Source organism: Pseudalkalibacillus sp. Hm43, assembly GCF_051842935.1.
In the GTDB taxonomy this organism is placed as follows: Bacteria; Bacillota; Bacilli; order Bacillales; family Fictibacillaceae; genus Pseudalkalibacillus.
This window is the reverse complement of record NZ_JBPXRR010000001.1, coordinates 516452-541991: the sequence shown is the minus strand read 5'-3', so window position 1 is coordinate 541991 and position 25540 is coordinate 516452. Positions and strand designations below refer to the sequence as shown.

The 25540-nt window shown below is 42.6% G+C and carries 33 protein-coding genes; 2 read left to right on the top strand and 31 right to left on the bottom strand.

Annotation, left to right across the window (positions count from 1 at the left end; genetic code table 11):
• Nucleotides 1–79 precede the first annotated feature (79 nt).
• From ACSVDE_RS02920 to ACSVDE_RS02890, 7 genes are all read right to left on the bottom strand, one after another.
• The gene (locus tag ACSVDE_RS02920; RefSeq protein WP_439299467.1) at nt 80–2485 is read right to left on the bottom strand and encodes a S8 family serine peptidase; all 2406 of its coding nucleotides are present in this window, start codon (nt 2483–2485) and stop codon (nt 80–82) included.
• Between the two features lie 463 nt (nt 2486–2948).
• Nucleotides 2949–3569: an FMN-binding negative transcriptional regulator gene (locus tag ACSVDE_RS02915; protein WP_439299466.1), complete on the bottom strand. Its 621-nt coding sequence runs from the start codon at nt 3567–3569 to the stop codon at nt 2949–2951.
• Nucleotides 3570–3580: 11 nt separating this feature from the next.
• Nucleotides 3581–4111 carry a GNAT family N-acetyltransferase gene (locus ACSVDE_RS02910; RefSeq protein WP_439299465.1) on the bottom strand — a complete coding sequence of 177 codons (531 nt, stop codon included), beginning with the start codon at nt 4109–4111 and terminating at the stop codon, nt 3581–3583.
• A 27-nt stretch (nt 4112–4138) separates the two neighbouring features.
• Nucleotides 4139–4588: a GNAT family N-acetyltransferase gene (locus ACSVDE_RS02905; protein ID WP_439299464.1), complete on the bottom strand. Its 450-nt coding sequence runs from the start codon at nt 4586–4588 to the stop codon at nt 4139–4141.
• Nucleotides 4589–4721: 133 nt separating this feature from the next.
• Nucleotides 4722–5933, bottom strand: a complete 1212-nt coding sequence (locus tag ACSVDE_RS02900; protein ID WP_439299463.1) for a M14 family zinc carboxypeptidase — start codon at nt 5931–5933, stop codon at nt 4722–4724.
• A gap of 155 nt (nt 5934–6088) precedes the next feature.
• Nucleotides 6089–6370 (bottom strand): hypothetical protein, encoded by a 282-nt coding sequence (locus ACSVDE_RS02895; protein WP_439299462.1) that lies wholly within the window; start codon nt 6368–6370, stop codon nt 6089–6091.
• A gap of 128 nt (nt 6371–6498) precedes the next feature.
• Nucleotides 6499–8040 (bottom strand): BCCT family transporter, encoded by a 1542-nt coding sequence (locus ACSVDE_RS02890; RefSeq protein ID WP_439299461.1) that lies wholly within the window; start codon nt 8038–8040, stop codon nt 6499–6501.
• A 198-nt stretch (nt 8041–8238) separates the two neighbouring features.
• Between ACSVDE_RS02890 and ACSVDE_RS02885 the strand changes: the two genes are divergently transcribed.
• A complete protein-coding gene (locus ACSVDE_RS02885) occupies nt 8239–9144 on the top strand; it encodes a DMT family transporter (RefSeq protein WP_439299460.1) in 906 nt (301 codons plus the stop codon).
• A 168-nt stretch (nt 9145–9312) separates the two neighbouring features.
• Here ACSVDE_RS02885 and ACSVDE_RS02880 read toward each other — a convergent pair whose 3' ends face one another.
• From ACSVDE_RS02880 to ACSVDE_RS02770, 23 genes are all read right to left on the bottom strand, one after another.
• On the bottom strand, nt 9313–9939 hold the full coding sequence (locus ACSVDE_RS02880; protein ID WP_439299459.1) for a DJ-1/PfpI family protein: 627 nt from the start codon (nt 9937–9939) through the stop codon (nt 9313–9315).
• A gap of 151 nt (nt 9940–10090) precedes the next feature.
• On the bottom strand, nt 10091–10288 hold the full coding sequence (locus tag ACSVDE_RS02875) for a hypothetical protein (RefSeq protein ID WP_439299458.1): 198 nt from the start codon (nt 10286–10288) through the stop codon (nt 10091–10093).
• Between the two features lie 22 nt (nt 10289–10310).
• The gene (locus ACSVDE_RS02870) at nt 10311–10661 is read right to left on the bottom strand and encodes a DUF2200 domain-containing protein (protein WP_439299457.1); all 351 of its coding nucleotides are present in this window, start codon (nt 10659–10661) and stop codon (nt 10311–10313) included.
• Nucleotides 10662–10684: 23 nt separating this feature from the next.
• On the bottom strand, nt 10685–11131 hold the full coding sequence (locus tag ACSVDE_RS02865) for a VOC family protein (protein ID WP_439299456.1): 447 nt from the start codon (nt 11129–11131) through the stop codon (nt 10685–10687).
• 415 nt (nt 11132–11546) lie between these two features.
• The gene (locus tag ACSVDE_RS02860; RefSeq protein WP_439299455.1) at nt 11547–11987 is read right to left on the bottom strand and encodes a hypothetical protein; all 441 of its coding nucleotides are present in this window, start codon (nt 11985–11987) and stop codon (nt 11547–11549) included.
• A 494-nt stretch (nt 11988–12481) separates the two neighbouring features.
• Nucleotides 12482–12928 carry a hypothetical protein gene (locus ACSVDE_RS02855; RefSeq protein ID WP_439299454.1) on the bottom strand — a complete coding sequence of 149 codons (447 nt, stop codon included), beginning with the start codon at nt 12926–12928 and terminating at the stop codon, nt 12482–12484.
• Entirely contained in the window at nt 12928–13347 is a 420-nt protein-coding gene (locus ACSVDE_RS02850) for an NUDIX hydrolase (RefSeq protein ID WP_439299453.1), read from the bottom strand. Before ACSVDE_RS02850 ends, ACSVDE_RS02855 begins: the two co-directional genes overlap by 1 nt.
• Nucleotides 13348–13358: 11 nt before the next feature.
• Nucleotides 13359–14108, bottom strand: coding sequence for a phosphorylase family protein (locus tag ACSVDE_RS02845; RefSeq protein ID WP_439299452.1), 750 nt, complete (start codon nt 14106–14108; stop codon nt 13359–13361).
• Between the two features lie 99 nt (nt 14109–14207).
• On the bottom strand, nt 14208–14909 hold the full coding sequence (locus ACSVDE_RS02840) for a DUF459 domain-containing protein (protein ID WP_439299451.1): 702 nt from the start codon (nt 14907–14909) through the stop codon (nt 14208–14210).
• Nucleotides 14910–15343: 434 nt separating this feature from the next.
• Nucleotides 15344–16054: a hypothetical protein gene (locus ACSVDE_RS02835; protein WP_439299450.1), complete on the bottom strand. Its 711-nt coding sequence runs from the start codon at nt 16052–16054 to the stop codon at nt 15344–15346.
• A gap of 147 nt (nt 16055–16201) precedes the next feature.
• Entirely contained in the window at nt 16202–16645 is a 444-nt protein-coding gene (locus tag ACSVDE_RS02830) for a GNAT family N-acetyltransferase (protein WP_439299449.1), read from the bottom strand.
• Complete coding sequence (locus ACSVDE_RS02825) at nt 16635–16850, bottom strand: short-chain dehydrogenase (protein ID WP_439299448.1); 216 nt, start codon at nt 16848–16850, stop codon at nt 16635–16637. Before ACSVDE_RS02825 ends, ACSVDE_RS02830 begins: the two co-directional genes overlap by 11 nt.
• A gap of 26 nt (nt 16851–16876) precedes the next feature.
• Nucleotides 16877–17416: a GNAT family N-acetyltransferase gene (locus tag ACSVDE_RS02820; RefSeq protein WP_439299447.1), complete on the bottom strand. Its 540-nt coding sequence runs from the start codon at nt 17414–17416 to the stop codon at nt 16877–16879.
• 11 nt (nt 17417–17427) lie between these two features.
• A complete protein-coding gene (locus ACSVDE_RS02815; RefSeq protein ID WP_439299446.1) occupies nt 17428–17685 on the bottom strand; it encodes a hypothetical protein in 258 nt (85 codons plus the stop codon).
• A gap of 93 nt (nt 17686–17778) precedes the next feature.
• A complete protein-coding gene (locus ACSVDE_RS02810; RefSeq protein ID WP_439299445.1) occupies nt 17779–18912 on the bottom strand; it encodes an aminopeptidase in 1134 nt (377 codons plus the stop codon).
• Between the two features lie 125 nt (nt 18913–19037).
• Complete coding sequence (locus ACSVDE_RS02805; protein WP_439299444.1) at nt 19038–19409, bottom strand: hypothetical protein; 372 nt, start codon at nt 19407–19409, stop codon at nt 19038–19040.
• A 2-nt stretch (nt 19410–19411) separates the two neighbouring features.
• On the bottom strand, nt 19412–19936 hold the full coding sequence (locus ACSVDE_RS02800) for a hypothetical protein (RefSeq protein WP_439299443.1): 525 nt from the start codon (nt 19934–19936) through the stop codon (nt 19412–19414).
• Between the two features lie 5 nt (nt 19937–19941).
• Nucleotides 19942–20469: a DNA topology modulation protein FlaR gene (locus ACSVDE_RS02795; protein WP_439299442.1), complete on the bottom strand. Its 528-nt coding sequence runs from the start codon at nt 20467–20469 to the stop codon at nt 19942–19944.
• Nucleotides 20462–21358, bottom strand: coding sequence for a hypothetical protein (locus ACSVDE_RS02790; protein WP_439299441.1), 897 nt, complete (start codon nt 21356–21358; stop codon nt 20462–20464). The genes ACSVDE_RS02795 and ACSVDE_RS02790 overlap by 8 nt, the downstream gene beginning before the upstream one ends.
• Before the next feature lie 20 nt (nt 21359–21378).
• Complete coding sequence (locus ACSVDE_RS02785; protein ID WP_439299440.1) at nt 21379–21846, bottom strand: 8-oxo-dGTP diphosphatase; 468 nt, start codon at nt 21844–21846, stop codon at nt 21379–21381.
• Between the two features lie 13 nt (nt 21847–21859).
• Nucleotides 21860–22357 (bottom strand): GNAT family N-acetyltransferase, encoded by a 498-nt coding sequence (locus ACSVDE_RS02780; RefSeq protein WP_439299439.1) that lies wholly within the window; start codon nt 22355–22357, stop codon nt 21860–21862.
• Nucleotide 22358: 1 nt separating this feature from the next.
• On the bottom strand, nt 22359–23069 hold the full coding sequence (locus ACSVDE_RS02775) for a class I SAM-dependent methyltransferase (protein WP_439299438.1): 711 nt from the start codon (nt 23067–23069) through the stop codon (nt 22359–22361).
• Nucleotides 23070–23084: 15 nt separating this feature from the next.
• Nucleotides 23085–23567, bottom strand: a complete 483-nt coding sequence (locus ACSVDE_RS02770; RefSeq protein ID WP_439299437.1) for a hypothetical protein — start codon at nt 23565–23567, stop codon at nt 23085–23087.
• A 223-nt stretch (nt 23568–23790) separates the two neighbouring features.
• On the opposite strand from ACSVDE_RS02770, the gene glsA reads away from it, so the two are divergent.
• Entirely contained in the window at nt 23791–24744 is a 954-nt protein-coding gene (gene glsA / locus ACSVDE_RS02765; protein ID WP_439299436.1) for a glutaminase A, read from the top strand.
• A gap of 29 nt (nt 24745–24773) precedes the next feature.
• Here glsA and ACSVDE_RS02760 read toward each other — a convergent pair whose 3' ends face one another.
• On the bottom strand, nt 24774–25346 hold the full coding sequence (locus tag ACSVDE_RS02760; protein WP_439299435.1) for a DedA family protein: 573 nt from the start codon (nt 25344–25346) through the stop codon (nt 24774–24776).
• Nucleotides 25347–25540: the final 194 nt, after the last annotated feature.

The window sequence follows — 25540 nt, the reverse complement described above, 5'->3', positions numbered from 1 at the left end:
CCATGTTAACATATATTTCCTTTATTGAATGAACTAAAAAAGAAGCCTTCACATGCAGAAGGCTTCTTCTTAAACGTTATTAATAGTTATTAAAAAAGCGTGTCATCGCTACTGCAAAGTCACCTCGCGTCAGTTCTTTCGCTGGGTGGAACTCTGCATGGATGGTCGGTTCCTTGTCGTAAGGGCCTTGGCTTGATGTGAAGTGTGCGTTGAAGATACCAAGGTCTAGTGCCAACTGCACGTATCCTTTCAATTCTGCCGGGATGTCTCCAGCATCCTCCACCGGCAGTCTTTCTCCTTTATAAGCGACTGTCACATCGCCTTCAAAGCTACGCGCTTCCTCTTGAAGTCCTAAGCTTTGGATGAGCGTATAAGCGAGTTCCGCTCGAGTAACGCTCTCCTCACCGTCCACTGAATTCATAACGCCATCGTGTGTATACTCACCTTTTAACGCTGAACCTTTCGTAATCACTGCGTCAACTGCCGCATCAGAACTTGTCTGATCGACTTGGCGGATTCCCGCTCCCATGAGAAGGTAGCTTGCCAGGTCTCCTTCAGTCAACAGGTCATCTGCGTTAAAATCGCCTTCGGCTTCCGCATCAAACAACCGCTCGTTGATTCCAAGCTTGATTGCATCTGCTGCTGCATGCCCTTCAATGTCTCCGAGACCATTCATGACACTCGCTGTTTTTTGGGTGAGTGTACCGACGACTTTTTCCGGTAAAGCGACTCCTGGATAAGCACTCACTTCAAGCTTCCATTCACCTGCAACCGGATTGTCGACCGTAATCGTGTTAACGAGGTCGATGCTGTACGTCGGGTTGAAACCTGATTCATACACTTCTCCGTTCGGATCCGTAATCGTGAACACGAGCGGATTTCCACCTTCTTCAGTAAACGTGTCTCCGTCCGCATACATTTTCGCTACGAGCTGTGCTTGGTTTTCTTTTACGTTGAAAGTCGTTTCGTTCGTTCCAGTAGGATCATAATCCATTTCATAGTTTTCACGTGTGACGTCCATAGAACTATAAGCGTTGAACGTCTTGTCTTTGTTCACCGTCGCTCCGTACTTTTTATCAGGATGGAAAGCCAGGTCGACTGCGCCGTATGCATTCACATATCCAGAGCCGACTTCATACGCTTCACGACCTGGAATGTTCGTTGCCGTACGACTGATGAGCTCCTTCACTTCACTCGGTGACAAGGTCGGATCTGCATCTAAAAGTAAAGCGACGATACCAGCGACATGAGGGGTCGCCATCGATGTTCCGTTCAACATCGTATAGTACGGTAGGTAAGCTGCCGGGATGTTGTCTTTATCTTTATCCGTCGCGATGACACCGACAGGAGAAACGGTCCGCGCTGAGATGATATCCACTCCAGGAGCGGTCACTGTCGGCTGGTCCTTCCACGTCCATGTTTCTCCATCGACTTCAAACGTTTCTTCCACGCCTCTCGTTCCACGGGATGAAAAGCTTGCGAGCGTGCCATCCTTCACACCTGCTGCTACTGAAATGACCCAAGGCGCTTTTGCATATGGATTGTGTGTATCCTCATCCGGTCCTGCATTCCCAGCTGCGAAAAGAACGGTGATTCCGCGATCAAAACAGTCTTTCGTCGCAACGTTCACTGGATCGTCTACGAAAAAGTCGTCATTCGATCCCCAGGAGTTGGTGATGACGCGAATGTTGTACTCATTCTGATGTGTAATCGCATAGTCGAATCCACCGACCAGATCGAGAATCAGCACGCCTCCTCCTGAGCCATAACCAATCAGGTCTGCGCCGGGTGCAACTCCTTCATAAATTCCGCCTGAAGCTGCGCCAGTTCCTCCAACCGTTCCAGCTACGTGCGTTCCATGTCCAGAGTTCGTATCCGTATTCACCACATCTTCTTGGTAGACAATAGGCGTCAGTCCTGTCGTCTTCGCCATGTTCGTCGTGGCTAGTACGTTTTGCACGAGATTCTTACCAAGTTTCAGGTCTGGGTGCGCACCATCAACACCACTGTCGTTGACGACAACGCCGATTCCTTTACCAGATACAGGGAACCCGTCGTTCGCCTTCTGCATGTCTTTGTCAGTTCGAACTTTGTTGACGCCTGTCAATTCCGTCGCGTCCCCATTGTACATCTCCACTTTACGGTTCAAGTAAAGGGAACGGACATCGTCCTTTTGAGACAATGCTTCAATTTGATCAGCGGTTGCCATCACACCTGCAATCGGTAGGGATTTCATCGTAATCCCCGTGTTGATGCCTAATGCTTTTAACAGATCCACGTTCTCTATTGTTGGAGCCCCTTCACCATGGAAGGTGACGATGACATTCAGCAGCCCAGTCGAGTCTTTCATTTTATCCAAAAGGTGCTGGTCGATCGTTGCTGTGCCATTATCCGTTGTTGCACTGCCACTACTTGTTGGTAAAAATAATCCGATAACCAATACTGCAGCCATCAGTATTGAAATGAGTGATTTGTTTCTCTTCAAATGAACGCACTTCCTTTTCCTGAAATTTCTGACATTCTCACTACATCAATTATCACACCGTTCAGGCCCGTAATCTATTAGGAGAAAGGCATATTTGCAGGTGAAAGAAAGTAGTAGATCGAGCTAGTACCTAAGGGGTAAGCCATGATATTTGGTCTAATAAAAATGCGACTACCTTTTACAGGTAATCGCAATATGTACAATTTAAGCATGATCAGTGAAGACTTTTCGGTAGGTAACGAGCAGTCCTCCAACTAACACGGATAAGACAACGAATGAAAGCACAAATAGGATAGGTGATACAGTAAAGCCAAATGCCACTTCATTCGAGAGAGGTGTTCCATTTGATAGTTCCGGGGTATAGTTCCATGTTTGAACAAAACCTATAACAAGGATGGAAACAAAATAAATAAGGTGTAAGATGGCAGAAACCATCATGGATTTCAGTATTAATTTCTTCAATTTAAAACTCCGTTCCTTTCCATTTCATTTTCATTCGGGATGCGATCTCTTGTTCATTCGTGCCTGGGCTTTTCTCCAGTTCTTGTACGACACGTTTTTGTCGCTCTGGAGAATGATTTTGACTCAGCTTCTCTTTGCCTTCCACTTGATCAATCTTGATCCTGAAGCCCTGAACCGCTTTACTCATTCCCTCAATATAACCGGTATCCACTTCATTAAGCTGATAAGGACTGTCTTTCTCTTCATATTTTTGTACCATTTCACGAAATGAACCCATCAGCTCTTCTTGGTCGGTCACAAGCTCCAAGGTTCCATAGACGTGGACCGTCACATAATTCCAGGTCGGAACCGCTCGATCCGTTTCATACCAGGAAGGAGAAATGTAACTGTGTGGACCGTGGAATATGGTAAGCACACGCTGGTTCTCAATGTCCTTCCATTGCGGATTCGCACGTGCAAAATGGCCGTATAGGTATGTCCGATCATCATTGATCAGAATCGGCAAATGGGTTGCAAACGGTATACCATCATGCTGGGAAATGAGGGTTGCAAAGCTATACTCATCTATGAACTTATAAGCCATTTCAGGCTCTATCATTTTAAAATGTGAAGGGATATACATGAGGTCCTCCTCTAGACAAGCTTATACATCAGAATATCATCTGCGTATTCATTTTCGTTGAACTTGAATTCGTTCACCTTTCGTCCTTCTTCTAAGAAACCTAAGCTCTTATACAATGAAATCGCTCTATGGTTCGTTGAAAATACACCCAAACTCACTTTTTCAATCAATGAGTTCTCTTCTGCCCAATTTAAGAGAGCACTTACGAGCAATCGTCCAAGTCCGCGGTCTCTAAACTCTTTTCGTATCATCAATCCAAAGGATCCTGTATGAGCCATACGCTTTCGTTCTTGTGCAATGAACACGATCCACCCAACTACATGGCCATCAATTTCAGCCACTAGCAATGTATCCCGCTCATTCTCGATTCTCGCTTGAACCCATTCTCTTTGTTCCTCATGTGTTCTCGTAAACTCGTCAGAAACTGCAATGAAGTAGTCACCTTCCGTAATCACATCGATATGTATGTCCAAAACCGCTTCGGCATCTTCTAATACGGCAGATCTAATCAGGCAGATTTGATCATCTTTTAACACGGTCATCTCGGTCTCCAATCTATCTCTAAATACTTATCCAGCTTTCCATTCATAAAGTATATCGGGCAGATTCTCTTCGTTTTCATGGCCTCTGCCAATGATCTCAAATCCCTTTTTCTCATAAAAATGCTGTGCTTTCTTATTCACCTCAAAAGTGTACACCTGCAATTTCCCAGTTGAGTGTGCCATTGCGTTCTCAAGCAGTCTACTCCCGATTCCTAAGCGTTGATAACCGGTATGAATATAGAGCTGGCTTATTTGAGAATCATGATATGCGATGACGCCAACCACTTTCTCCTCCACAACTGCTATCTCAATTTTGAATTCTGTAGGTAAGATGTGATCTAGAAAGTATACATGATTTTCAAAGCTATGCACTTCTTTCTGACCAATCGCCTCGTATTTGCTATCTCGCCACATCTTGACTGTTTGTACAGCATATTTAGGATCATAAGGAATAATCATGATGTCATTCTGTTTCAATGCATTACATCCTTTCGATTACAATCATCTCTTGTTCACAATCCGCAACTTAAAGTTTCGATTTATTCGTTGCTGAATCCTTTATTTGTCATAGAAAAAGAAGCTGCTTGTTACAGCAGCTTCTTTCAACAAATCAATGGTGTCCGTAATGTTGGCTTCGGTCCGTGAGCGGAATGTCATCGTAGCGATCCGGATCGATGTCATACACATCTCCTGATGCCATGCCATTGATTATACCGTACAGACCCCTCTCAACCGCTTTGACAAGTTGTCCAATCCGCTTTTGACCATAGCTTTGCGTTTGACCTGTCACTTCGAACAGCACTGCTCCACTTCCATTAAGAGCAAAAGATCCAAGTGCCGTACCTGGGAGATCAAGATTTTGTGGATATAATGAAATATTGCCGAACGGTGAATTGCCCATTTCTTGCAACGCATCATAGGCTGCAACATTCAATTGCTTGGATAAATCACCATCATACGTGTCGGCATACTCACTATACTTCTCACCTTCAGATGAACTCGGATCTGGTACGAAACTTCCTGATAGGGATAGGGTTACAGGCTCTCCGCTACCTTCAACCTTATAGACTCCTTGATGATGAAGGTCGATGAAACCATCAACTGTACCAAATTCCTCAGTCAAGTTTTTATACACATCTCGTACTGTTTGGGCTTCTGGTGTAATGTACCATCCTGGCTCAGAAGATTGACCTGGGAAATCTTCCGGTTGAGGGACGTAATCCAAGTCTGGATTGAAATCCCGGTTTACATCGAATCCAGGATTAGAAGCATAGTCCCAATATTCATTTTGGAACGTGTAGTAATTCCATGAAGGAGTGACCCCTTCTAATTGTGGAAAGTCCTCTTCTACTTCACTCCAAGATCGATCGTTTCCACGGCGATCCAATTCGGTCGCATCGGGATTGATCATCGGCATGGCAACAATCGTCACTTCATCTCGAATTTTTTGAGCTTCAGGCGAGTTATTGGATCCCAAATGCTGAAGAATGTTCAACAGTGCTCTTGTTCCTGTTTTCTCGTTTCCGTGGATCTCACTTTGGATCAACAAGACTTTATCTCCATTACCCACTCTGGCAGTGTAAATTTCACGGTCATGATTGGAATATCCAGCAACCTCTACATCAACAGTTCCTTTGCTGTTCTTTTCAATCTGTTCAAGCTTCCGGCTTAACTCATCATGACTGATGAAACCTGAAGTTGACTGGTTTTGGTTCTGATCGTTGTTGGGACTATTACCTGGCGAATCCGCATAAACAGGACTGATTAATCCAGAGACTAAAAGAATCGAACTGCACAACATGGCCATCTTCTTACTTCGCATAGAATCCCTCCTGATATTTTGATCTTTTTTAACATTCTTTTTCATATTTCGAACTCCTTGCCAAAAAGAAAAAACACAACATTCGTCGTGTTTTGTAAGGTCTTTATTTAGTTCAATCTCATTAAGTGTAGGTACATGTAAGCATACCTTATTGTTTAAAAGTACTTCTTTCCTTTCTTATTCACTAATGTGGTGATGGAATCAGAGACCATCATGATGATGCTGCTTCCTAACAATCCAGCAGCAAAGATGACCGCACCAGTCGCGATATCCTGAGACTGATGATAGGTTGCCCATCCCAGAGCGAATATCCCGTATAGAATAGAAACCATAACCATCGCTAAGCCTAGCTTCATGTTCGAACGGCGGTGCATTTTATTTCGATAAAACAACAACCAACCTCCCAAGAACAAAAAGAGAGCCAACACCTCAATCATTTCGCATCCCCCTCCTTGGTCAATCCCTACTTGTAACATTCGATTTTATCGTGATAATACCTCCTTATTCATTTTGAACCATAAAAAGAACGCAATTCACAAATGAATTGCGCCCTTTTCAATATTTTTCACCCGTTCGATAGTGCAGATTTTTTCTTCTGTCGGATGCTTTGTAGGTTTTCGGCGTTCTTCGCCTTCACTTCTTTAAAGGCAGCTTTATAGAACGCCATTCCCATCAAGAGGATCACCAATGAAAATGGGAGTGCTGTAATAATCAACACATTTTGCAAGCCCTGGGTACCCCCGAAATACATGATGATGGCAGCCATCGTCGATAAGGTAAGTCCCCAAATGATCTTTACTCTGCTCGCCGGATTCAACGATCCTTCAGTCGAAAGCATACCCAGTACGAAAGTGGCTGAATCGGCTGAAGTAATGAAGAAAATAGCAATGACGAAAATGGTGATGAACGACATTAAGGTTCCTAACGGATATTCCTGTAGGACTCCGAATGTCGCCGTTTCTAAGGCAAATTGAGAGATTGTTGCCAACCCGTTCTGTTCCAGGTACAAGGCAGATACCCCAAATACTGAGAAGAAAATGAAACAGACGAGAGAGGGTACGAACAAGACACCGAGCATGAACTCTTTGATCGTTCTTCCTCTTGAAATCCGAGCAATGAATATGCCGACGAACGGAGACCACGAAACCCACCATGCCCAATAGAAGATGGTCCAGTTATTGACCCACGTCCGATTCTCTTCATTCAATGGTGCGATATTGAAACTCATGTTGAAGAAGTTCGTGATGTACCCTCCAACGCTCTGTGTAAACATATTCAAAATGTATAAAGTCGGACCGACAATGAACAAGAGTACCAATAGTAAGAACCCCAGTCCCATATTGATATTGCTCAAGTATTTGATGCCCTTATTGATTCCAGACCATGCTGAAATGATGAATAAAACGGTCGAGACGGCAAGGATCAGGATTTGAACGGTAAAATTACTTGGTGTTCCGAATAAGAAGGACAACCCTTCATTAATCTGTGCTGTCCCGAAGCCAAGTGTAGCTGCTACACCGACAACAGTCGCGACGATCGCCAGAGTATCAATCATCTTTCCTAAGATACCTTTCATTCTCTCTACTCCGAACAAAGGAACCAACGTTGCACTGATCAATCCAGGATAACCTTTATGGAATTTAAAATAAGCAAGAACGAGTGCCACCACTCCATAAATCGCCCACGCATGTAATCCCCAATGGAAAAATGAATATTGCAAGGACTCAAGGATGGCTTTGTCCGAACCGGTCTTAGAAACAGGTGCATTTTTGAATGCGTGCGAAATCGGTTCTGCTGTCGTCCAGAACACCATCCCCATTCCCATACCTGCACTGAATAACATCGCGAACCAGGTCGGTAATGAGAACTGTGGTTTTTCATTCTCTCCACCTAGTTTGATTTTTCCAAACCGAGAAAAAATCAAATACACGCAAAAAGCAAGCATGACCACAATGATTAAGAGATAATACCACCCAAATTTATTTGAAATCCATCCAGTTAAGCTACTCGTCATCTTTTCCAAATGAGAAGGTGCAAAACCTCCCCACAGAACAAAAGCTGTACATATGGTAACTGCGTACCAAAACACTGATGTCACATTCTTCATATTTCCACCTCGTATATATGTAATCGTCTTCCCCCACCCATTTCACACGAGTGTACTTACCCTTCATACCACCGGTAGTGGAAAGAAAAACATTTTTCAATTACGTTTTAGCCAGAAAAATTCTGGGAAAAGCGGGTAACACAAATGTTTCAACACGGTCAAGCTGTATCGGTTTAAAGCATAAGGGAGGACTCTACGATGGAAAAAGCACAAAATAATGTAGCATTTTATTATGGACTCGCGTTTGTGATGTTCGCCTCATTCCTATGGGGAGTGACAGGTGGACTTTCAGGTTTCTTGCTTGATAGAGGCTGGGACCCTCTTGTCATTGCGACTTTCCGTGGATTGGTAGGTCTTCTCTTTACGGTGCTTTGGTTGCTCAGCAAGGGAACGATAAAAATCACTCTCAACCGTCATCTCATTCTCTGGTCTGTATTTGCCGGTGTGGGAATTGCAGGAAACTATGTATTTTATTACTTTAGCATCTCTCAGACCAGTGTGGCGATCGCCGCAACCCTGATGTATACTGCACCTATTTTTGTCATTATGATATCCGCGCTTTTGAACTTGGAAAGAGTGACAACATTAAAGCTTGTCTCCATTGTTGTCGTCATCATCGGCATTATCCTGTTGACGGGTTCCTATAAAAAAGACCTAGCGGATTTGAATCTATTCGGCATCATTGCTGGATTACTTTCTGGTCTCTCTTATGCAGTGTTCATTTTCGGATTGAAAAACAGCTCCAAAAATGGAGATCAAATCAGCGTATTGGTACTGGCATTCCTCGTCCAGTTTCTACTCGTTTTCACGTATGCTGATAAACAACAAATCGCTCAAGTGTTATTCGAGTTCAAGGACATTTGGTGGTTCATCCTGACAGGTATTGCCGGCGCTGGACTGTCGTTCTTCTTTTACATTAATGGGTTGAAAAAAATCAACCCAGGGATTGCCTCGATTGTTGCGATGATTGAACCCGTAACGGCTTCTCTGTTCGGAGTTCTTATTCTCGGCCAATTCTTATCACCCGTCCAACTCGTCGGAATGGCGATGATCCTCTTCATCATCACTTTCTTGTGCAAACAAACGCTCAGAAGTGGAGAATGAAAATTGTCATACTTGAGGTTAAAAGACTCGTTAGTTGCGAGTCTTTTTATTCGTGTTATTTTGCCTATGCGCAACTTTATTTCTTGTGTGCTACAATAAGTCTGCAAGGTAGTTCGTATACGAATCAGTCCCCCAGGGTGGTAGCTGGGGGACTCCTCCATTTAATTTTTATTTCTCTAACGTCTGCAATAAATCATAGAAATATTTTGCGTCACTGGTATCAAAGTAGTTGTACCAAGCTTCAAGCGTATCCTCAGAGAATAAATCTAACTTCTCTATAATAGTACGGGCGAAAAGTAATCCACCCCCGGAACTTGCAGTGATCAAATTACCATCCACTATTGCTTTCTCATCTCTATAGTAGATTTCTCCATCATAATTCGGACAAAACATCTTCAGATACTCAAGACTGTTACTCGTATGTAGTCGTTTGTCCAATATTCCAGCCTCGGCAAGTACAGTTGTTGCGCCACAAATCGCCCCAACGGTACCACCACACTTTAGTAGCTCTTTTGCTTTTTCAACGATAGGAGCATGCTTTGGATCATCCCACGTATCAGCTCCAGGTAACAATAAGACGGACGAAGAATTGAGGATCATTTCATCCACTTCCATGTCTGGGATAACTGTCATACCTCCTTTTGTCACGATAGATTCTTTTGTAGCTCCAACGGTTTTTATGGAAACAAGCTCGCTATCTTTTTTAAAATACTGACCTGAATTTAGTTCAGCAGTAACATATCCAAGTTCCCAATCCGCTAGTGTGTCCAATACATAATTGTAAACATTAATCATACATACCCTCCTGGTTTCTTGCAGCGATATTCTTAATACTACATAACTTCTGAAGCAAAATCATTAAACAATCCGTTTTACAAAAGCTCTTGACCAGAACAAAAGAAGCTTATCGTATCCCGATAAGCCTCTAATAAATTCATAGAATAGATTATGCAACACTTCTGTCCTTTTTAATTTGATTCAGAGTAATCATCAAGCCAGTAAAGCCGGCAGCAAAAGATGGTGGAAGACTCCACGCAAGATATCCCCAATTCCCTGTATTCATGGATACAAAGAGAAACAGAATTGGAAAACCGATTAAAACAATTAATGAAATCATAAGTGCGGATCTGTTATTCTTTTTCATAGCGAACCTCTTTCCCAAAGCATTATTTTCTCAAAATCTTCTCCATTGATTTTCCCTTCGCTAACTCATCAACGAGCTTATCCAAGTAACGGATTTCCTGCATGGTCGGTTCTTCAATATCTTCAACTCTGACGCCACAAACTACACCTTTAATCAAAGATCTTGAAGGATTCATGTGCGGAGCCTCAGCAAAGAAGGTCTCAAAGTCTGTCTTTTTTTCCAGTTTCTCTTCTAATTGTTCCTGGCTATAGCCTGTCAACCAACGTATAATTTCATCGACTTCTGATTTTGTCCGCTCTTTTTTCTCTGCTTTGGTGATGTAATGGGGATAGACACTTGCAAAACTCATCGTATAAATTCTATGTTTAGTCATGATACATCCTCCTTTAGATTAACTTAATTTAGAAAACTAATTTTCTCTGCCAACTCTAAAATAATTCCTTCTGGCCCTCGAACGTAGCATAATTTATATGTATTTTCATAGTTTTGTATCTCGCCTATAAGATCTGCACCTTTCTCTTTCAATCTTACAACAACGCCTTCAATATCATCCACAGCAAATGCAATATGTCGTATACCTAAGGTGTTTGCGAAAGAGGGCTGCATCCCTAGATCATCTGATGGCGTATGGAATTTGACCAACTCCAAAGTTGCCTCGCCGTCCGGCAACCCCAACATGACAACCGTACTTTCAACGTCATTAAGCCCTACGATCCGTTCTACCCACTTGCCTTTGACTTTAGCTTCCCCTAGTTCTTCCAGTCCGAAAACAAGAAAAAACGCTTTAGCTGCCGATAAATCATTCACCACTACACCCACATGATCTATCCTAAGGGCTTTCATCTCTCATACCTCCGATATTCTTAAGGTATTTACAACTTCCTCCTAAAGCTTCTCAACAAATGAACGCCGTTTGCTTCTTTTTGCTCTCCAGCCATTTTCTTCTTAACTAACTATCATTTTTACTGATTCTCTTTATACTGGGGTATCCCTGTTTATGGTGTGTTATGATCTTCTAGTTTTTTCGTAATCTGTTTTATTTCATTCCTTAGTGATCTAACTTCAACCGAAGAGTCGATACCAGTTTTCACTGCATAATGGATTATTAAGTAAAACAACCCCAACCCTAAAAGTCCGTAGAATAACAAAGCAAGAATATTAATGATTCCCAATTAACTATCCCCCATAGTATTTAAGATTTTGACTTGCACACTCCTTCACTTATAAAAGTTAATTGTTACACCCTAATCTAAACTACTTAGTCATCTTCATCATAATCAATCCAATCACCATTTTTCGCTTTTACTTTAGAAATGGTGACTTTACCCGACATAAATTCAATTGTGTATTCTTGGTCTTTATACTTTGTAATAGGATACTCAACCGTCAATAACTCATAATTAAGATGTTCATCTATTACATAGAAGGCGTGAAAGGCTTTGTCTAAACCTTCTCGGACTTCTTCAGCCACCAAAGCATATTTCTTAGAAGACTCTAGCCTTTGAGCTAATTTCCTTTGATGATGTACAATTTCTAAAAACTCAGTACGGGATACGACTTTGGTTTCAGTAAAAACTTCTTTGTTATGATCAAACGAATATTTAATCAGTTGTGCTTGTAAAGAAGGTATGTACATGAAAACGATTAAAAGAAGAAAAACCACTGAAATAATAATTAATAGTCTCCTATTTTTCTTCAACCTTTCAACCCAGCCCCCATCTTATCGATAAACTCATCCCCATATAAAATCCCAAGGGGGATGAATTTGTTTTTTAATTAATAAAGATAAACTACAAAAAGAAGAGTAACGACAATATATACAATCGTGCCTGCTAACTCTGGAGTCAATTCAAACTCATTAGAAAGCGTTGACGGATAACTACCTTCAATTCTTTTATCAGCTTCAATATTGTTTATACTTTGTAGTTAATGATTAACCTTTTTAGGATTAAGTATGTAGGTACATAGATTACTAAGAAAATACTGAATTCAGCTAGTAGCAATAGTAAATTAAACTTGTCTATAACCCAATTATAATCAAGCCCGATAAGATAATGGATCCAATCAGAGACAATTTCTGAAATGAAGATGCTAATAAAAATGATTATGAGTTCCTTCATAACACCACCCCCTTGGAAATAATTTATGCCATTCGTCAATTATACTTTTTCAGTCGGCTTCGTTCATTGCCTTCTACTTCCATTTCTCGTTGTATGTTTTGATCCATTCGATATCAATCGGTCCGTTGACAACTTCGTAGTATTTTCCGTTCAGAATGTGAACGTAGTTTTCCATTGAATGGACGATCGCTGGATTGGCCTGCCTATGATAGATGGTCGTTTCGAAATTTTCCTCAAGTGCCAAAAATTGATTGTATGTATCTTCGTCGATTCTTTTCACACGGTATTGACTTAGGAAGTCCATTAGTTCATCTGCTGATTCCTGGTCCCTCGATTCCCATTCAAAGAAACCATCCCCGACTTTTGAACGATCTTCAGTAAAGTGGATCCAAAGAAAATCCTTCGGTTGATAAGGGATGAGATCAACAAGATCCCTCTCACGGTAGTCGTTGTAAACTCTGATGGAAAGCGCAGTGAGGATACTTACCACTACAATAAGCACAAATCTTTTTTTGTTCATCAGTATCTACCCTGATACACATACGGAGCAGCGGCACCTAGCAAACCACGAACTCCACCTGTGTAATATGGCATGAGCTCATTTGCTGTCTCTATGTCTTTCCACTGCACATCGGATATGGTTGCTGTGTCCTGGATAGCAATCTCACCTCCAACGATCTTTGCTCTGAATGTTATGAAATACGCATGGACGTCTTTTGTCTCCAGAAATGCTTCATTCACGCTAACGATTTCTTCAACGTCAATGGTAAGACCGGTCTCTTCCTTTGCCTCTCGAATGGCTGCTTCCCGTAGCGTTTCGCCTTTTTCCACAGCTCCTCCTGGCAACGACCAGTTATCATGTCTGATGTTTTGGACCATCAATACTTTGTCAGATTGCTCATCATAGATCAAAGAATAAACGACATCTACTCTTTCCATACAAAATCTCCTTATCTCTTTAACGTTGAAAGATACAACGCGATTTCTCTGATTTTCTCATCTGTTTCGTCAATTTGTTCGTCTCTTGAATCTCCAACTGAATAGAATGTATCGCCCTTAATGATATGATCAGATAAGTTCAACAAGCCGACTGCCTTTCGGTTGAATCTTTCAGCGATCGCAAACGTTGTAGCGGTCTCCATATCCACGCCGATATGTCCTTGTTCCGCCCACCCCTTTACCATTTCTGAAGTTTCGACCATGATCGCTCCAGTTGTAAAAATAGATCCAGTCACATAGCGGTAGCCCTTTTCTTCACAATACTTGATCGCTTCTTCAACAAGTTGTGGATCAGCAGCAACGGTTTTCCGATCGTTCACGTACCACTGGGAAACCCCATCCTCCATTACAGCCGACGTCACAATGAAAATGTCGCCGTACTGAACCTCATGGGATAATCCGCCAAAATATCCAGTTTGGACGAAAGTCTCTGTGCCTAGTACAGCGAAGCGATGGACGATAGCTGCTGCAATGGGGCCACCGAATACATTCGCAAAGCCGATTTGATGCTTCTTATACTTTCCGACGATGGTATTCCAGATCGGAATCCATTGCTCTTCACTTAAGATTTCTTTCCATGTAGATAAGTTCCACTCATGCTCCCATTCCCCATGTAAAATGAATGATGGCGGAACCTTCTCTTCAGTTATTTTGAATGCTTCTAACCAATCCTCTTTTGTAAAGTCACCATATAATTTCATACTAAACCCCCGACAATTTCCAATAAATAAAGAGCCTTAACCTTTGTTAAGACTCTTCCATTTATGTCCTATTCGACTTTTATTTGGATATTCCTATGTCTAAAAATCATATTCTTTTACGATTCGTTGCGTAATCAGCTTATAGCCAGACTTGTTCGGATGGAGGGAGTCGCTGAAATATTTGTGTGACTTCTCTTCAAAAAGATTGTCTGTCGGAATGAACTTCATATGGTCATGCTGTTTGACGATTTGCTGACTCGATCGGTTCCACTCATCAATGACTTGCTGAATTTTATCAGACGATGGATAAGGATTATATAGTCCTAAAAATAAGATTCGCGCGTCTGGATTTTTTTCACGGATGATTTTGAAGATCTTCTGGAGATTATGCTCATAATCTTCTTTACCGATCTCCAATCTGTCTTCACGAATCGGATTTAAGTCCTTACCATTGCTCTTCACCAAGTCATTCATACCAATAAACACCGTGATGTAATCCGCTTCTTCAACATCATTCAACACTTCTGGTTGCCCTAATTGAGCGAGCAATCCATCGGACTGTTGACCGGGAATTCCGTGATTTTCAACCGTCACTTCCTCCTGTTGGTTTTCCTTAAGTAAATATTGAAGATCACCGACATAACCGCTTCCCTGCTGGTCACCCACGCCATGGGTCAAAGAATCACCTAATGCGACAAACACTTCACTGTTCTTCATCTTTACATCTTCAACCACATTGATCATCATAAATACCGCAAGAATCAGAATTGGAATAAGAGAAATCAGCAGTCGTTTATCCATGATGCCCTCCTTCGACTTACAACCTAGAACTACCCGGTAGGACATAAGCTTAAACAAGCCACCATGAAAAAAGACCAGAGTGTCACCACTCTGATCAGATTGAACCTATGTAACTGTAAGATAAGTAAACGCATAAGATTGCGGCGATGAACATCGGGACTGAAACTTTGAGATTTCTACGATATTTAAGACCAAAAGTACAAAAGAAAACCGCCGCACTGCCCTTTGCGATACTTTCGAATAAGGGGTTATGGGAGAAGTAAGTACTACTGAACACGATTGAACTGATGAAAGTAGCTAGGATCAGTACTTTGAACCACATCGGCTCTCGAAGGAATAGCTTGAAAAATCCTTTGATTTGGTTCACGGAACGCCTCCCTTGTGTAAATCTAAATTTTTTCAAGAGTATGTTCGTGTTGCAACGAATAGTACGCTTAGAATCTCTTCACGCGTTCATTGAGCTTCTTCTCAATCTGGTCTTGAACGGATTCGATCTTTTCTGGCAGGATGAAAAGATATTCAATGAGTCCCTCTAACAATTCCATCAACAATACCGCTGTCTCGTCGTCAATTTCACGCTCCAGATCAAGCATCGCATTGAAGGGACGATCAGGATGTACGAGTTGACTCAAGGAATAGATCGGTTTCGTCAAATCCACATGTTCCGGCAGCTGCTCGAATTGTTGGGCAAGAGACTGATCTTTCGTCCGCTCTCCCATGAAGTTTTTCAAAACACTCTCAAGGACTCTTTTCGACATGACGGCAGTTGCTGAATTATCTTGAGACTGACTGACGTTCAACGCGGATGTATAGGAACGGACAAGGTCAATCGGCATATTCTTGTTCTGTTCAAAATGCTCAAGACGTCCTTCCGAAGCGGTCGGATCGTATATGTAGATGTCGGCTTCTTTCACCTGTTGATTCGGTTGATCTTTCAGCATGATGACGAACTCGGACGGCTTCTTACACTCTGAACAGATCCCCTCCCCGAACAATCCGGTTTTCCGAACCTGGTAAAAGTTCGCTTTTAACGCAAATTCTCCTGTCTTGCTGCACTTTGGACATTTGGTTTTGATGTTCTTTGCTACCTTCAAGTAACCGTATTGTGTGTAGGATAGAATAGACCCCGGCAAAATTTTTCTCACGTTGTACCTCCCTGGATTCTAACCATGTCTTTAGGTTACTTTTTCTATACACAGATAGTAATTTCCTCTAAGATTCCATGATTTGTGTAACAAGATTTCACCAAATTCTACAAAAAACACCCAATTGCACAGGATTTTTACAACATGTTAGGCGAACTTTTTCACTAAGGTGTAATGGCTGACGCCAGGTGGATAGTCTTTAATTTCACCGACGACTTCAAATCCATGCTTTTCATAAAAAGAACGAGCCTGGAATTCAAAGGTCGTGACAAGTACTTTCGTGACTCCTTTCGCCTTTGCCTCTTCCTCCATTTTCTCGAGCAATTGTGCGCCGAGCCCTTTTTGACGGTACGCCTCACTAATCCAGAAATAATGGAGTTCGCACCAGTCCCAATAAACATCTGCAGTCAACCCGCCGATCCATTGTTCCTGATCATCGGTCAAAATGACGCGAATTGGCTTGCGCGAACCTTCTTTTCTCGATTCCTTATGATGAATGGATTTTGAATTGTTGTATTCCTTGAGCTTGTTCGTAATGAATTCAGAGAACGCTTCGTACTTTTCTGTAGAAACTTCTATTTTATAGTTCATGATGGTCTCCTTCGTTTTTAGTAGGACCTTTTATTTCAAACCACTCAACAAACCATTGGTTTTTATCCAAAATAAACGTACCAACTATCGTGGCAAGGAAAAATGAAATGGAGGGAAATGCTGTTTCTAGTGTGGAAGTCACAATAAAAAACAATAGAAATGAAACTGAAAACAAAGCACACACGTAAGCTAGTCCTTTTCTCATGTGATCCCCCCTATAGAATTTATCTACTATTCCCATTCAGGCATTAACAAAGAGAAGATGAGCGCATCGTGAGACTGTTGATTTTGATAGAGATAGCCTCTTAATCTACCTTCTTCCTTGAAACCAAGATTCATGAGCAGATTAATAGATGCTTCGTTTTGTGGATATGTGACTGCTCCCAACCGGTACAATTCCAGCTCGGTGAACGAATAATCCAACACTGCTTTCACCGCTTCAGAAGTCAGCCCCATTTTCCAGTAGTCAGGGTGCAATTCAAATCCGATTTCCGATTTATTGCTCCAGAGACTCAAATTGTTCAAGCCTAAAGTGCCGATGAACTCCTCTGTTTCTTTATGCACCATTCCCCAACGTATCGCTTGTTTCTTTTCAAAATGACTTTGGAATGAATCAATGATTTTAGATGCCTGGTCCATGCTCGTCAGGCGATCCATTCCATAATATTGGATAACATCATCCCTTGATAGGATGTTGTAGAAGCTTTCAGTGTGTCCCTGTTTAATTTGAACCAGATGTAGTCGTTCTGTTTCCAGCTGCTGAAATTCCATTCGATCTCTCCCTATGTAAGATAAGCTGTACTTGCCCATATGAGTAGGCCCACTGTAACGAGAACAAAAAGATAATCACTTTTGCGACTCTTCTTATTTTCAAGTTTATCTCGAAGTAAATAATGGATGCCCTGGATGAACATCATCACAATGAGCAGATATTGGCCATAATGGTCGTTATTCGGGTTATCATCGTATAACATTTCTATGATTCCAACGATTATTACAATATATATAACTGAAAAAGTGTATGTAATGACTTTCTTCATGGTGCACTCCTTACACTTAAATAATGAACCTATCAAATGGAAAAACCGAGTACAAACTTTTCCGTTCATACTCGATTTTCATTCCACCTTCTATCAAACCTGTACTTTTTCTTCCTTTTTCACCAGTTGTTCTGGGTTCAATCCTTGCAGCTCCGCTGGTTGGAAGATGCCGTTCTTCTGAATCAGTTGATCATCGAAGTAGATTTCTCCGCCACCGAAGGCTTCCTTCATGATCAATACCATATCCCAGTGGACCATGGAGCGGTTGCCGTTGTCCGCACTTTCGTACGCTTGCCCTGGTGTAAAGTGGATACTTCCATTGATCTTCTCATCAAACAAGATGTCTCCGACTGGATTATTGATGAGTGGATTGAGTCCGATTGCGAACTCACCTATATATCGAGCTCCTTCGTCTGAATCGAGGATTTCGTTCAATTTTTCCGTGTTGTCACTCGTCGCCTCAATGATTTTACCGTCTTTGAACGTAAGGGAAACATTGTTGAACGTTACACCGCGATATGGACAAGGCGTGTTGAATGTAATCGTTCCGTTTACGCTGTCTTTTACCGGTGATGTGAAAATCTCACCATCTGGAATGTTTCGTTTCCCATGGCTTGCAACCACTGGGATATCTTTAATGGAGAACGACAAATCTGTGTTCGGTGCAACAAGTCGGACTCGGTCGGTTCGTTCCATCAATTCCACAAGTGGCTTCTGTTTTTCCGCCATCTTCTCGTAATCGACACTGCATACTTCCAGCAGATAATCTTCATACTGTTCTGTACCCATCTTCGCTTTTTGAGCCGCTGCAGGTGTCGGATAGTTCAACAGCACCCACTTCCGTTCGTTCATGATACGGGTGTTCACACTACGAATGACTTTTCCATACTGCTGGAGGATTTCAGAAGGTACGCCCGACATTTCCGCATCGTTCTCATTCACACGGACAAAGATGAAGGCATCAAGGTCTTCAAGTTTTCGTTCCATCCATCCCTTTTGGATTTCCGCCGTACGTTCTGTGGAATCTTTTACAATCTCCACCAACAACTCGTCGTCTTTCAAATCCAAGAAGGGCAAGCCACCGATCCGATATACCTCACGGATGATTTCTTTCATCAACGGCTTGGCGATGACACTGCCTGATATCAAAACCTTTTCATTTTCCTTTAATTCCACTGAATGATTGACAAGTGTTTTTGCTAATTGAACAAGTCTTTCGTCTCGCATTCCTTCATCTCCTAACGATTGGTTTCATCTGAATTCTATTTCGCTTAATTGGAAGGGAATCCCTTTTTATTGTTATGGATTTGTCGTCTGTTTTCTCTCACTTAACTCAACAAGCTCCACCTTCATCATCTTTCAAAAAACGCCTTCACGTCATCAGGTACAGGTTTCACATCAACAATTTGGTAATGTTCATCGTCTTCCAGTTTTGGAGCGAATTCTACAAGCAGCATTTCCCCATTGGTAAAAGTGACAAGCATATGCTCTCGAAAATCGGTACTTGCAGTTGTCAACTTACCAAGTTCATCAAACTCTTCCATTGTGACTTCCCCTTTGGATGCTTCATGGAACAACTGTTTAAACGCTTCATAGTTTTCAATATTCATTCGGTGCTTCATCAATGTGGCAGCATTCATCGCAGTATCTGGCTCTAATACTTTTTCATTATTGCAACCGGACAAAAGGGCAAACAAGAAGATGCATAGTATAGATTTTTTCATTTCTACTCTCTCCTGAAAGACACGCATACAAAACAAATAATTGTCGCAACAACCGTGACAATCATCGCCATGATGAGTCCGATGGCAGCCATAAAGGTATCCTCACCTGGATAAGAGGGCTCAATATTTATGTACATGTAAAGGAAAATAAGAAACATAATGAGATAAAAGCTACTACCCAAAGTTCCCAACTTATAACGGCTACGTTTAGTTCCTTCATAAGAACTTCCTACTGTCACCCATGAAAGGATGCTGACGATGACCGCACTTAGCATGACTATCAAGTGGATATATGGGATGTGAATCAACATGAGTAGATAGAGAATGAGTATCGTTAATCCGAAATATAATGCATTCATCAAGAACACCAATCCCCCGCTCAACCATGGGCTCCGAAACCACTTTTGAGAAGCCATCCATTTGGTGAGCCGATTGTTAAATCCAGCCGTTTGATACATCTGTTTCCTTCGAGTAAGAAGGAAGAAAATAATGACAACACCCAATAGAAAAATCAATGATAATGACAACTTAATTATTCCTTTCTATTCCTAGTTTCATCTAGGAACCTTTCAATCTCTTTGTTGTTTTTTAAAATGACAAGTTTCTGTTCGTATGAGGCGAACTGCTCCAGCAGATCGTCTTTGCCTCGATATTCAAACTTGTAGTTCCATTTATACAACTTGAACAGATGCCGGAACTCATGCTTGTAATTCAATTGTTCATAGCCCAGCTTGAACCGGACGTAACGCCTTAATATGCGGTAGTTCCGGATCCAGAGATGCGGATACAGCATGATGATCAGGTCCGCTCTTCGGAAGCCTTCGCTCGTCCACCCATATTGTGCACCTTCAATGATCCATTCCTCTTTGGAAATCAATTCAGCGAACTGGCGGTTCCGCTCTTTTTCCGGATGACGAACATCCTCTGTTCCCGAGCGATCCCACACGACATTATCAATCTCGTAAAAAGGAATGCCCATCACCGAGGACAATTTCCTCGCGAAGATAGTCTTCCCACTGCCGACCGAACCGATGATGTGGATTTTCATTTGATCATTCATGGGCATCGTCTTTTGCATTCAAAACGGGTTCAAATAGGTAATTGGCATAGGTTGTACAATCTTCCACTTTTCCAGAATAGCCACACATATCGACTGTATATCCATAGACTGGGAGTTGATCATTCGTGATTTCAAAAACTTCACTTCCCGTTACCCCATACTTTTCGTTTTCTTTCACAGCATAATAGGACTTGGTCAAATAATGAGCCGTCACATGAAACCTCTTAGAAGATTCACCAGGTTGCATTTCCCTCAAGTCCACCTCATCCAACATACGGAAAAATTGGTTGACTGTCAGCTTTTCTTGTTCTTCCTGCCAATGAGGAGGTTGTTCATACTCTGAACGAGATCGCTGCACATGCCATTCCTCGGAGCCTTCCAATTCGATGAAGTAACGAACCTGGTCAATACCATTACTATGATCTTCCGCCTGAAAACGGAAATATTCGATGTGCCCATCCTTTGTATACTTTAGATCAATCATCTCGATTATGGCAAAATTGATATTGAACTCTTCCTTTAGCTTTTTCCAGTTATCCTGAAACTGAAAATCATAGATGCTGTTTGGTCCTTTCGCCTCGACCTCACGCGGAAACTCGTAAAATTTCTCTTGAGCGTAAGGAATCGTGATGGAAAGAATCACAACCGCCAACCCTGTATAAACGGCGTAGGATTTTACTTTTTGATTGATGGTAGGTTTTAATAATAGAAGGAATATTACAAGCCCTAAAGGAATAGGGAACCCATTGAATTTGAACGTAAAAATGCCCAGCAAATAATAGCCAACGAGCTTCCATCCCAAATGTCGCTCCTCGTCCTCTCTCCTCTTGAACCAATACCATAAAACGAATGCCACTAACCCTAACAAAATCAAATCTATGTATTCCATATGGTAAACCAACCTATCATTCATGTTCGATTAATCGTCACCTCTTCTTCCTCGTTCTGCACGTTGTCCCAGACGACATGTATTTCAAAGGTCCCATCTTCAAAAAACAGCGGGAACCTCCGCTTGAACGACTTTTGCATCGGAAGTTGAAGGGCTTCATCAATCGGCACCCAGTAAAGTTTCCCTTCCGGTGGATTCTCCAGCAGTTCGCCTTCAAAGTCTTTCGTCAAGTAATTGAAGATCATATAACGAGCATTCGTCGTAGGATTCACGTATTCATTCAGCCCTTTGAACTCCAGGTTGCGCACCGTCAGTCCAGTTTCTTCCTTCACTTCACGTATGGCACAGTCCATGATGGACTCTGGGAATTCCACACTGCCTCCAGGCGGAATGAAACCTTTGAATACTTCTTTCTGTCGGTCGATCAGCAAGATCTTGTCTCCGTCCTGAATCATACAAAATGTCCATATTTTATAGTTGACCGTCATGCTCTCTCCACCTTTAAATCAGTTTCGCCATGTAATATTCATCAATGTAAGTACCATTCACTTGCATGGAATGACGCTTGACCCCTTCAATTTCATAGCCTGCTTTATTATATAATGCGATCCCTGCTTCGTTATGGACCATCACCGTCAACTCGAGTCGATGCATTCCATTTTGCTTCGCCCATCGTTCCACTTCCTCAAAAAGCTTTCTGCCGATGCCCTGTCCGACCCACTGTTGTAAGATCCCGATTGCAATATGAATGCTATGACGCCTTCGGTTTTGCGCATTTCCCATCGCTCCGAGGAATCCGATGAGTCGGGCTTCTTTTTCAACGACAAAAATGGTCGAATGCGGGTCATGGGTAATGGATTTAATCTTGGAAGCTTGCTCATTGATCGTCGTTGTCCGCTCTCCGTCTTCAAAAAGCATGAACTCGGTCTCGCCATCCAATTGTTTAAGAAGCTTAAGGAATGCTTTGGCATCAGACTCCTTGATCTGGCGAATCTTCATCTCATGCTTCATCCTCTTTCTGGAACAATCCGACCCATAAAAACGGAACGCCGAACGTGTCCGCGGGCTGTTGAATGTCTTTCATTTTTCGCATCTCCACTGGTTTGAAAGCATTGAAGATCTCCTTCAGCTTCTCATCGGTATACCCGAGCCCGCCCTTCATGCTGCCTTGACGATACACTTCCCAGTCCGAGATTTCTGAGCCCATGTCCCCTGCCGCAAAACAGGTGATGACAAAAAGACCGCCTGGCTTCAACGCTCTCTGGATGAGGTTCACAAACGTCATCCGACGGTGAGGCGGAATGTGATGGAAACAGCCGGAATCATAAATGATATCATAACTGGCTTCCTCCACTTCCAGCTCATAGAGGCTTCCGTTCATGAAGTTGATCTGGACCTGCTTTTCGTCCGCTCTTTCCTTCGCCCATTGGAGCGCTTCTATCGATAAGTCGATTGCATCCACCTCACACCCTTGCTCTGCGAAGTAGACCGAGTTGCGACCAGGACCACATCCTAACTCTAGCACGCGTCCCGGTTTTGCCCATCCTTTTTCGAAATACTCGACGAGGTTCTCATCCGGCACATTGACGAAGAATGGGATCTCCTTCTTCCGATCTTCGTAAAATGAATCCCAAAATGCTGCCTCGTCACGCAGCATCGAGTCGAGCATCTTCAGCACATCTTCCGTATTATGTATGGTTTCGGTCTTCATCTCTAATCCTCCATCCTATTTTTCCTTGATCCAGTAGGTAGATCCGTCTTCTTTCACAGCTTTGATGGGATAGTTGTAGCCGTTGGGTTCAAGGTGGATAAAATATTTGAAATTCCCTTCGCTATTATAAAATTGAGCTGGCTGTTCACCAATGAGAATCTCTTCAACATCAGGCTCAATTACAATACCCGTATAGAACCATTCCGGTCCAACAGTGAAAAAGCCCCACCCATCATCTTTTATTTCAGTACCTCTTAAGAGGTTCCATAAACCGAGTTTTCTTTCAAAACTGACAAGATACAGCTCATCCCCCTTGGAGTACGTCACAAATCCGTATTGTTCGAAAGTCTCCTGATGGATGATTGCATCATTGGATACATATTGTGCAACCACTTCATTGAAGTCCGCTCGATTGACTTGGTTCACGTACCAATCTGCTGTGTAAACAACTACAAATACAAGTACCGCAAGCCAAACAGGAGCCTTGTAATCTTTCATGTTCCACACCTCTTTTTCTGCGCCTACAATACTTCTGTACATGGGTGTCGAATTCCTAGCAAAATACAAAAATTACTGGAAAACTGAAACAGTGCCAGGTACCGATCGAGAACCGTTGCCCTGCAACGGATTCCCATCGGTACCTGGCACCATCTTAGTTTCAAATTCCCTAGGAAGTGGAAAGCTACTGTTTAGGAGTGCAATTCGATTGGGGTGTTAACATATGAAGAAATTGACGAATGAGTTTCTGGATGAACTTGTGACGGAATGCAAGCCTTATTCACGAGAAGGAGAAGTCGTGAAAGATATACCGGGGCAAGATGCGGTAGATCAGAACAAACTCGGGGTGTGCATCATCGACATGAACGATCAGGTCTACTCTGCGGGTGACACGGATCTACGCTTCACGCTCCAGAGTGCTTCCAAAATCGTGAGTCTGATGATGGCACTCGATGACTTTGGGAAGGAAGAAGTCTTTCAGAATGTCGGCATGGAACCGATGGGCGACTTTTACAACTCCATCAGCCACCTCGAGTCCCATGACGTAAGTAAACCATTCAATCCGATGGTCAATGCAGGTGCAATTGCCGTTGCAGCGATGATCAAAGGAAAGGACACGGACGAAAGATTCAACCGTGTGCTCAAACGCTTGAGACAAATCACGCATAACAATTCCTTGAAAATGAACCAAGAAGTGTACGAATCGGAGAAGCGGAAGGGAGATCGAAACCGTTCCCTTGCCTACTTCATGAAAAGTACCGGAGCGATTGCTCACGATATCGAGGAATCACTGGACCTGTACTTCCGGATCAACTCCATCGAGGTAACGACGACCGATATTGCGAAGATCGGCGTGTTTTTCGCGAATGGCGGCCTTTGCCTCAGAACCGGGAAGCAACTCATTCCAATGCATCACATCAATACGATTGAAGCGATCATGATGACATCGGGTATGTATAATGAAGCTGGAAAGTACGCTGTCGAAGTCGGATTCCCCGTCAAAAGTGGCGTCAGTGGCTGCATCGTCGGTTCCGTCCCAGGTCGGTACGGTATCGGCATCATTGGTCCCGCCATCAATGAAAAAGGGAACAGTACTGCGGGTGGTGAATTGCTTCAACGCATTTCGCGACAGCTGGAACTGAATATCTTCTCTGTCATACGACAACAAAAAGATTGACCTCGAATGGTATCGAGGTCAATCTTTTTTTATCCTGTCTGATGGGCTTTCCGCTGTCTGTACACAAAATAGATCAGTACAGCCAGTCCAAGTGCGACGAACCCATATAGTTGAATTTCATCGAGAAACCCTTTGATGGATTTCAAGTTTCCTGTACTTCCCAACCAGAGCATCGTCATCGTCCACGGAAAGATTCCAATGAAGGTGAGGATCCCGAACTTCCATACGTTCACCTTACTGACGCCGGCAATGTAAGACACATAGTTTCCGAGTCCAAGCGGTCGCGTTAAGGCTATGCTCCAGCTTCCACATTTCTTGAACCAACGCTGTGCTTTTTCAATCTTGTTCGTGTTTGTCTTTTCCTTCAACTTGTCCTCAAGCTTATGCCCGATTCCATAAGGGATGAAGCTGAACAACGTGTACACGGCACTTGCCATTAACGAGTATGTGAATAGCTTCGTCCATGACGGATCCAGGAAATAACCGAAGGTCAGCGTAACCAGCCCTCCTGGGAAAGGTACAGATGAGGCTTCCAATGCGACACTTAACAGTAATCCCCAAACACCATATTCTTTTATCAAATCTATCACCATTTGAAACATACGCTTGTCCTCTTTCGTTTTAGACTTTTTCCTACAGCTGTAGTTTCCTTTTTCACCGTTCTGATGGGATTTAAACATTACGGACCGGTAATATTACTGGAAAATTTGTGGCGAACGAGCAGGATCTCCTGCTCGTTCACTTTTTCTGGGAAGGAGATTGTGAGGGGAATGTGTAAAGTAGAACGTGTGGAAAA

Coding starts and splice junctions, on each gene's coding strand:
- ACSVDE_RS02810 (WP_439299445.1), bottom strand. CDS start 18,912: ATGCGAGACGAAAGACTTGTTCAATTAGCAAAAACACTTGTCAATCAT.
- ACSVDE_RS02785 (WP_439299440.1), bottom strand. CDS start 21,846: ATGACGGTCAACTATAAAATATGGACATTTTGTATGATTCAGGACGGA.
- glsA (WP_439299436.1), top strand. CDS start 23,791: ATGAAGAAATTGACGAATGAGTTTCTGGATGAACTTGTGACGGAATGC.
- ACSVDE_RS02760 (WP_439299435.1), bottom strand. CDS start 25,346: ATGTTTCAAATGGTGATAGATTTGATAAAAGAATATGGTGTTTGGGGA.
- ACSVDE_RS02855 (WP_439299454.1), bottom strand. CDS start 12,928: ATGAACAAAAAAAGATTTGTGCTTATTGTAGTGGTAAGTATCCTCACT.
- ACSVDE_RS02880 (WP_439299459.1), bottom strand. CDS start 9,939: ATGATTAATGTTTACAATTATGTATTGGACACACTAGCGGATTGGGAA.
- ACSVDE_RS02885 (WP_439299460.1), top strand. CDS start 8,239: ATGGAAAAAGCACAAAATAATGTAGCATTTTATTATGGACTCGCGTTT.
- ACSVDE_RS02850 (WP_439299453.1), bottom strand. CDS start 13,347: ATGGAAAGAGTAGATGTCGTTTATTCTTTGATCTATGATGAGCAATCT.
- ACSVDE_RS02915 (WP_439299466.1), bottom strand. CDS start 3,569: ATGTATATCCCTTCACATTTTAAAATGATAGAGCCTGAAATGGCTTAT.
- ACSVDE_RS02830 (WP_439299449.1), bottom strand. CDS start 16,645: ATGAACTATAAAATAGAAGTTTCTACAGAAAAGTACGAAGCGTTCTCT.
- ACSVDE_RS02805 (WP_439299444.1), bottom strand. CDS start 19,409: ATGAAAAAATCTATACTATGCATCTTCTTGTTTGCCCTTTTGTCCGGT.
- ACSVDE_RS02820 (WP_439299447.1), bottom strand. CDS start 17,416: ATGGAATTTCAGCAGCTGGAAACAGAACGACTACATCTGGTTCAAATT.
- ACSVDE_RS02865 (WP_439299456.1), bottom strand. CDS start 11,131: ATGAAAGCCCTTAGGATAGATCATGTGGGTGTAGTGGTGAATGATTTA.
- ACSVDE_RS02770 (WP_439299437.1), bottom strand. CDS start 23,567: ATGAAAGATTACAAGGCTCCTGTTTGGCTTGCGGTACTTGTATTTGTA.
- ACSVDE_RS02895 (WP_439299462.1), bottom strand. CDS start 6,370: ATGATTGAGGTGTTGGCTCTCTTTTTGTTCTTGGGAGGTTGGTTGTTG.
- ACSVDE_RS02815 (WP_439299446.1), bottom strand. CDS start 17,685: ATGAAGAAAGTCATTACATACACTTTTTCAGTTATATATATTGTAATA.
- ACSVDE_RS02910 (WP_439299465.1), bottom strand. CDS start 4,111: ATGACCGTGTTAAAAGATGATCAAATCTGCCTGATTAGATCTGCCGTA.
- ACSVDE_RS02845 (WP_439299452.1), bottom strand. CDS start 14,108: ATGAAATTATATGGTGACTTTACAAAAGAGGATTGGTTAGAAGCATTC.
- ACSVDE_RS02870 (WP_439299457.1), bottom strand. CDS start 10,661: ATGACTAAACATAGAATTTATACGATGAGTTTTGCAAGTGTCTATCCC.
- ACSVDE_RS02825 (WP_439299448.1), bottom strand. CDS start 16,850: ATGAGAAAAGGACTAGCTTACGTGTGTGCTTTGTTTTCAGTTTCATTT.
- ACSVDE_RS02875 (WP_439299458.1), bottom strand. CDS start 10,288: ATGAAAAAGAATAACAGATCCGCACTTATGATTTCATTAATTGTTTTA.
- ACSVDE_RS02780 (WP_439299439.1), bottom strand. CDS start 22,357: ATGAAGATTCGCCAGATCAAGGAGTCTGATGCCAAAGCATTCCTTAAG.
- ACSVDE_RS02775 (WP_439299438.1), bottom strand. CDS start 23,069: ATGAAGACCGAAACCATACATAATACGGAAGATGTGCTGAAGATGCTC.
- ACSVDE_RS02900 (WP_439299463.1), bottom strand. CDS start 5,933: ATGCGAAGTAAGAAGATGGCCATGTTGTGCAGTTCGATTCTTTTAGTC.
- ACSVDE_RS02790 (WP_439299441.1), bottom strand. CDS start 21,358: ATGGAATACATAGATTTGATTTTGTTAGGGTTAGTGGCATTCGTTTTA.
- ACSVDE_RS02890 (WP_439299461.1), bottom strand. CDS start 8,040: ATGAAGAATGTGACATCAGTGTTTTGGTACGCAGTTACCATATGTACA.
- ACSVDE_RS02795 (WP_439299442.1), bottom strand. CDS start 20,469: ATGAATGATCAAATGAAAATCCACATCATCGGTTCGGTCGGCAGTGGG.
- ACSVDE_RS02840 (WP_439299451.1), bottom strand. CDS start 14,909: ATGGATAAACGACTGCTGATTTCTCTTATTCCAATTCTGATTCTTGCG.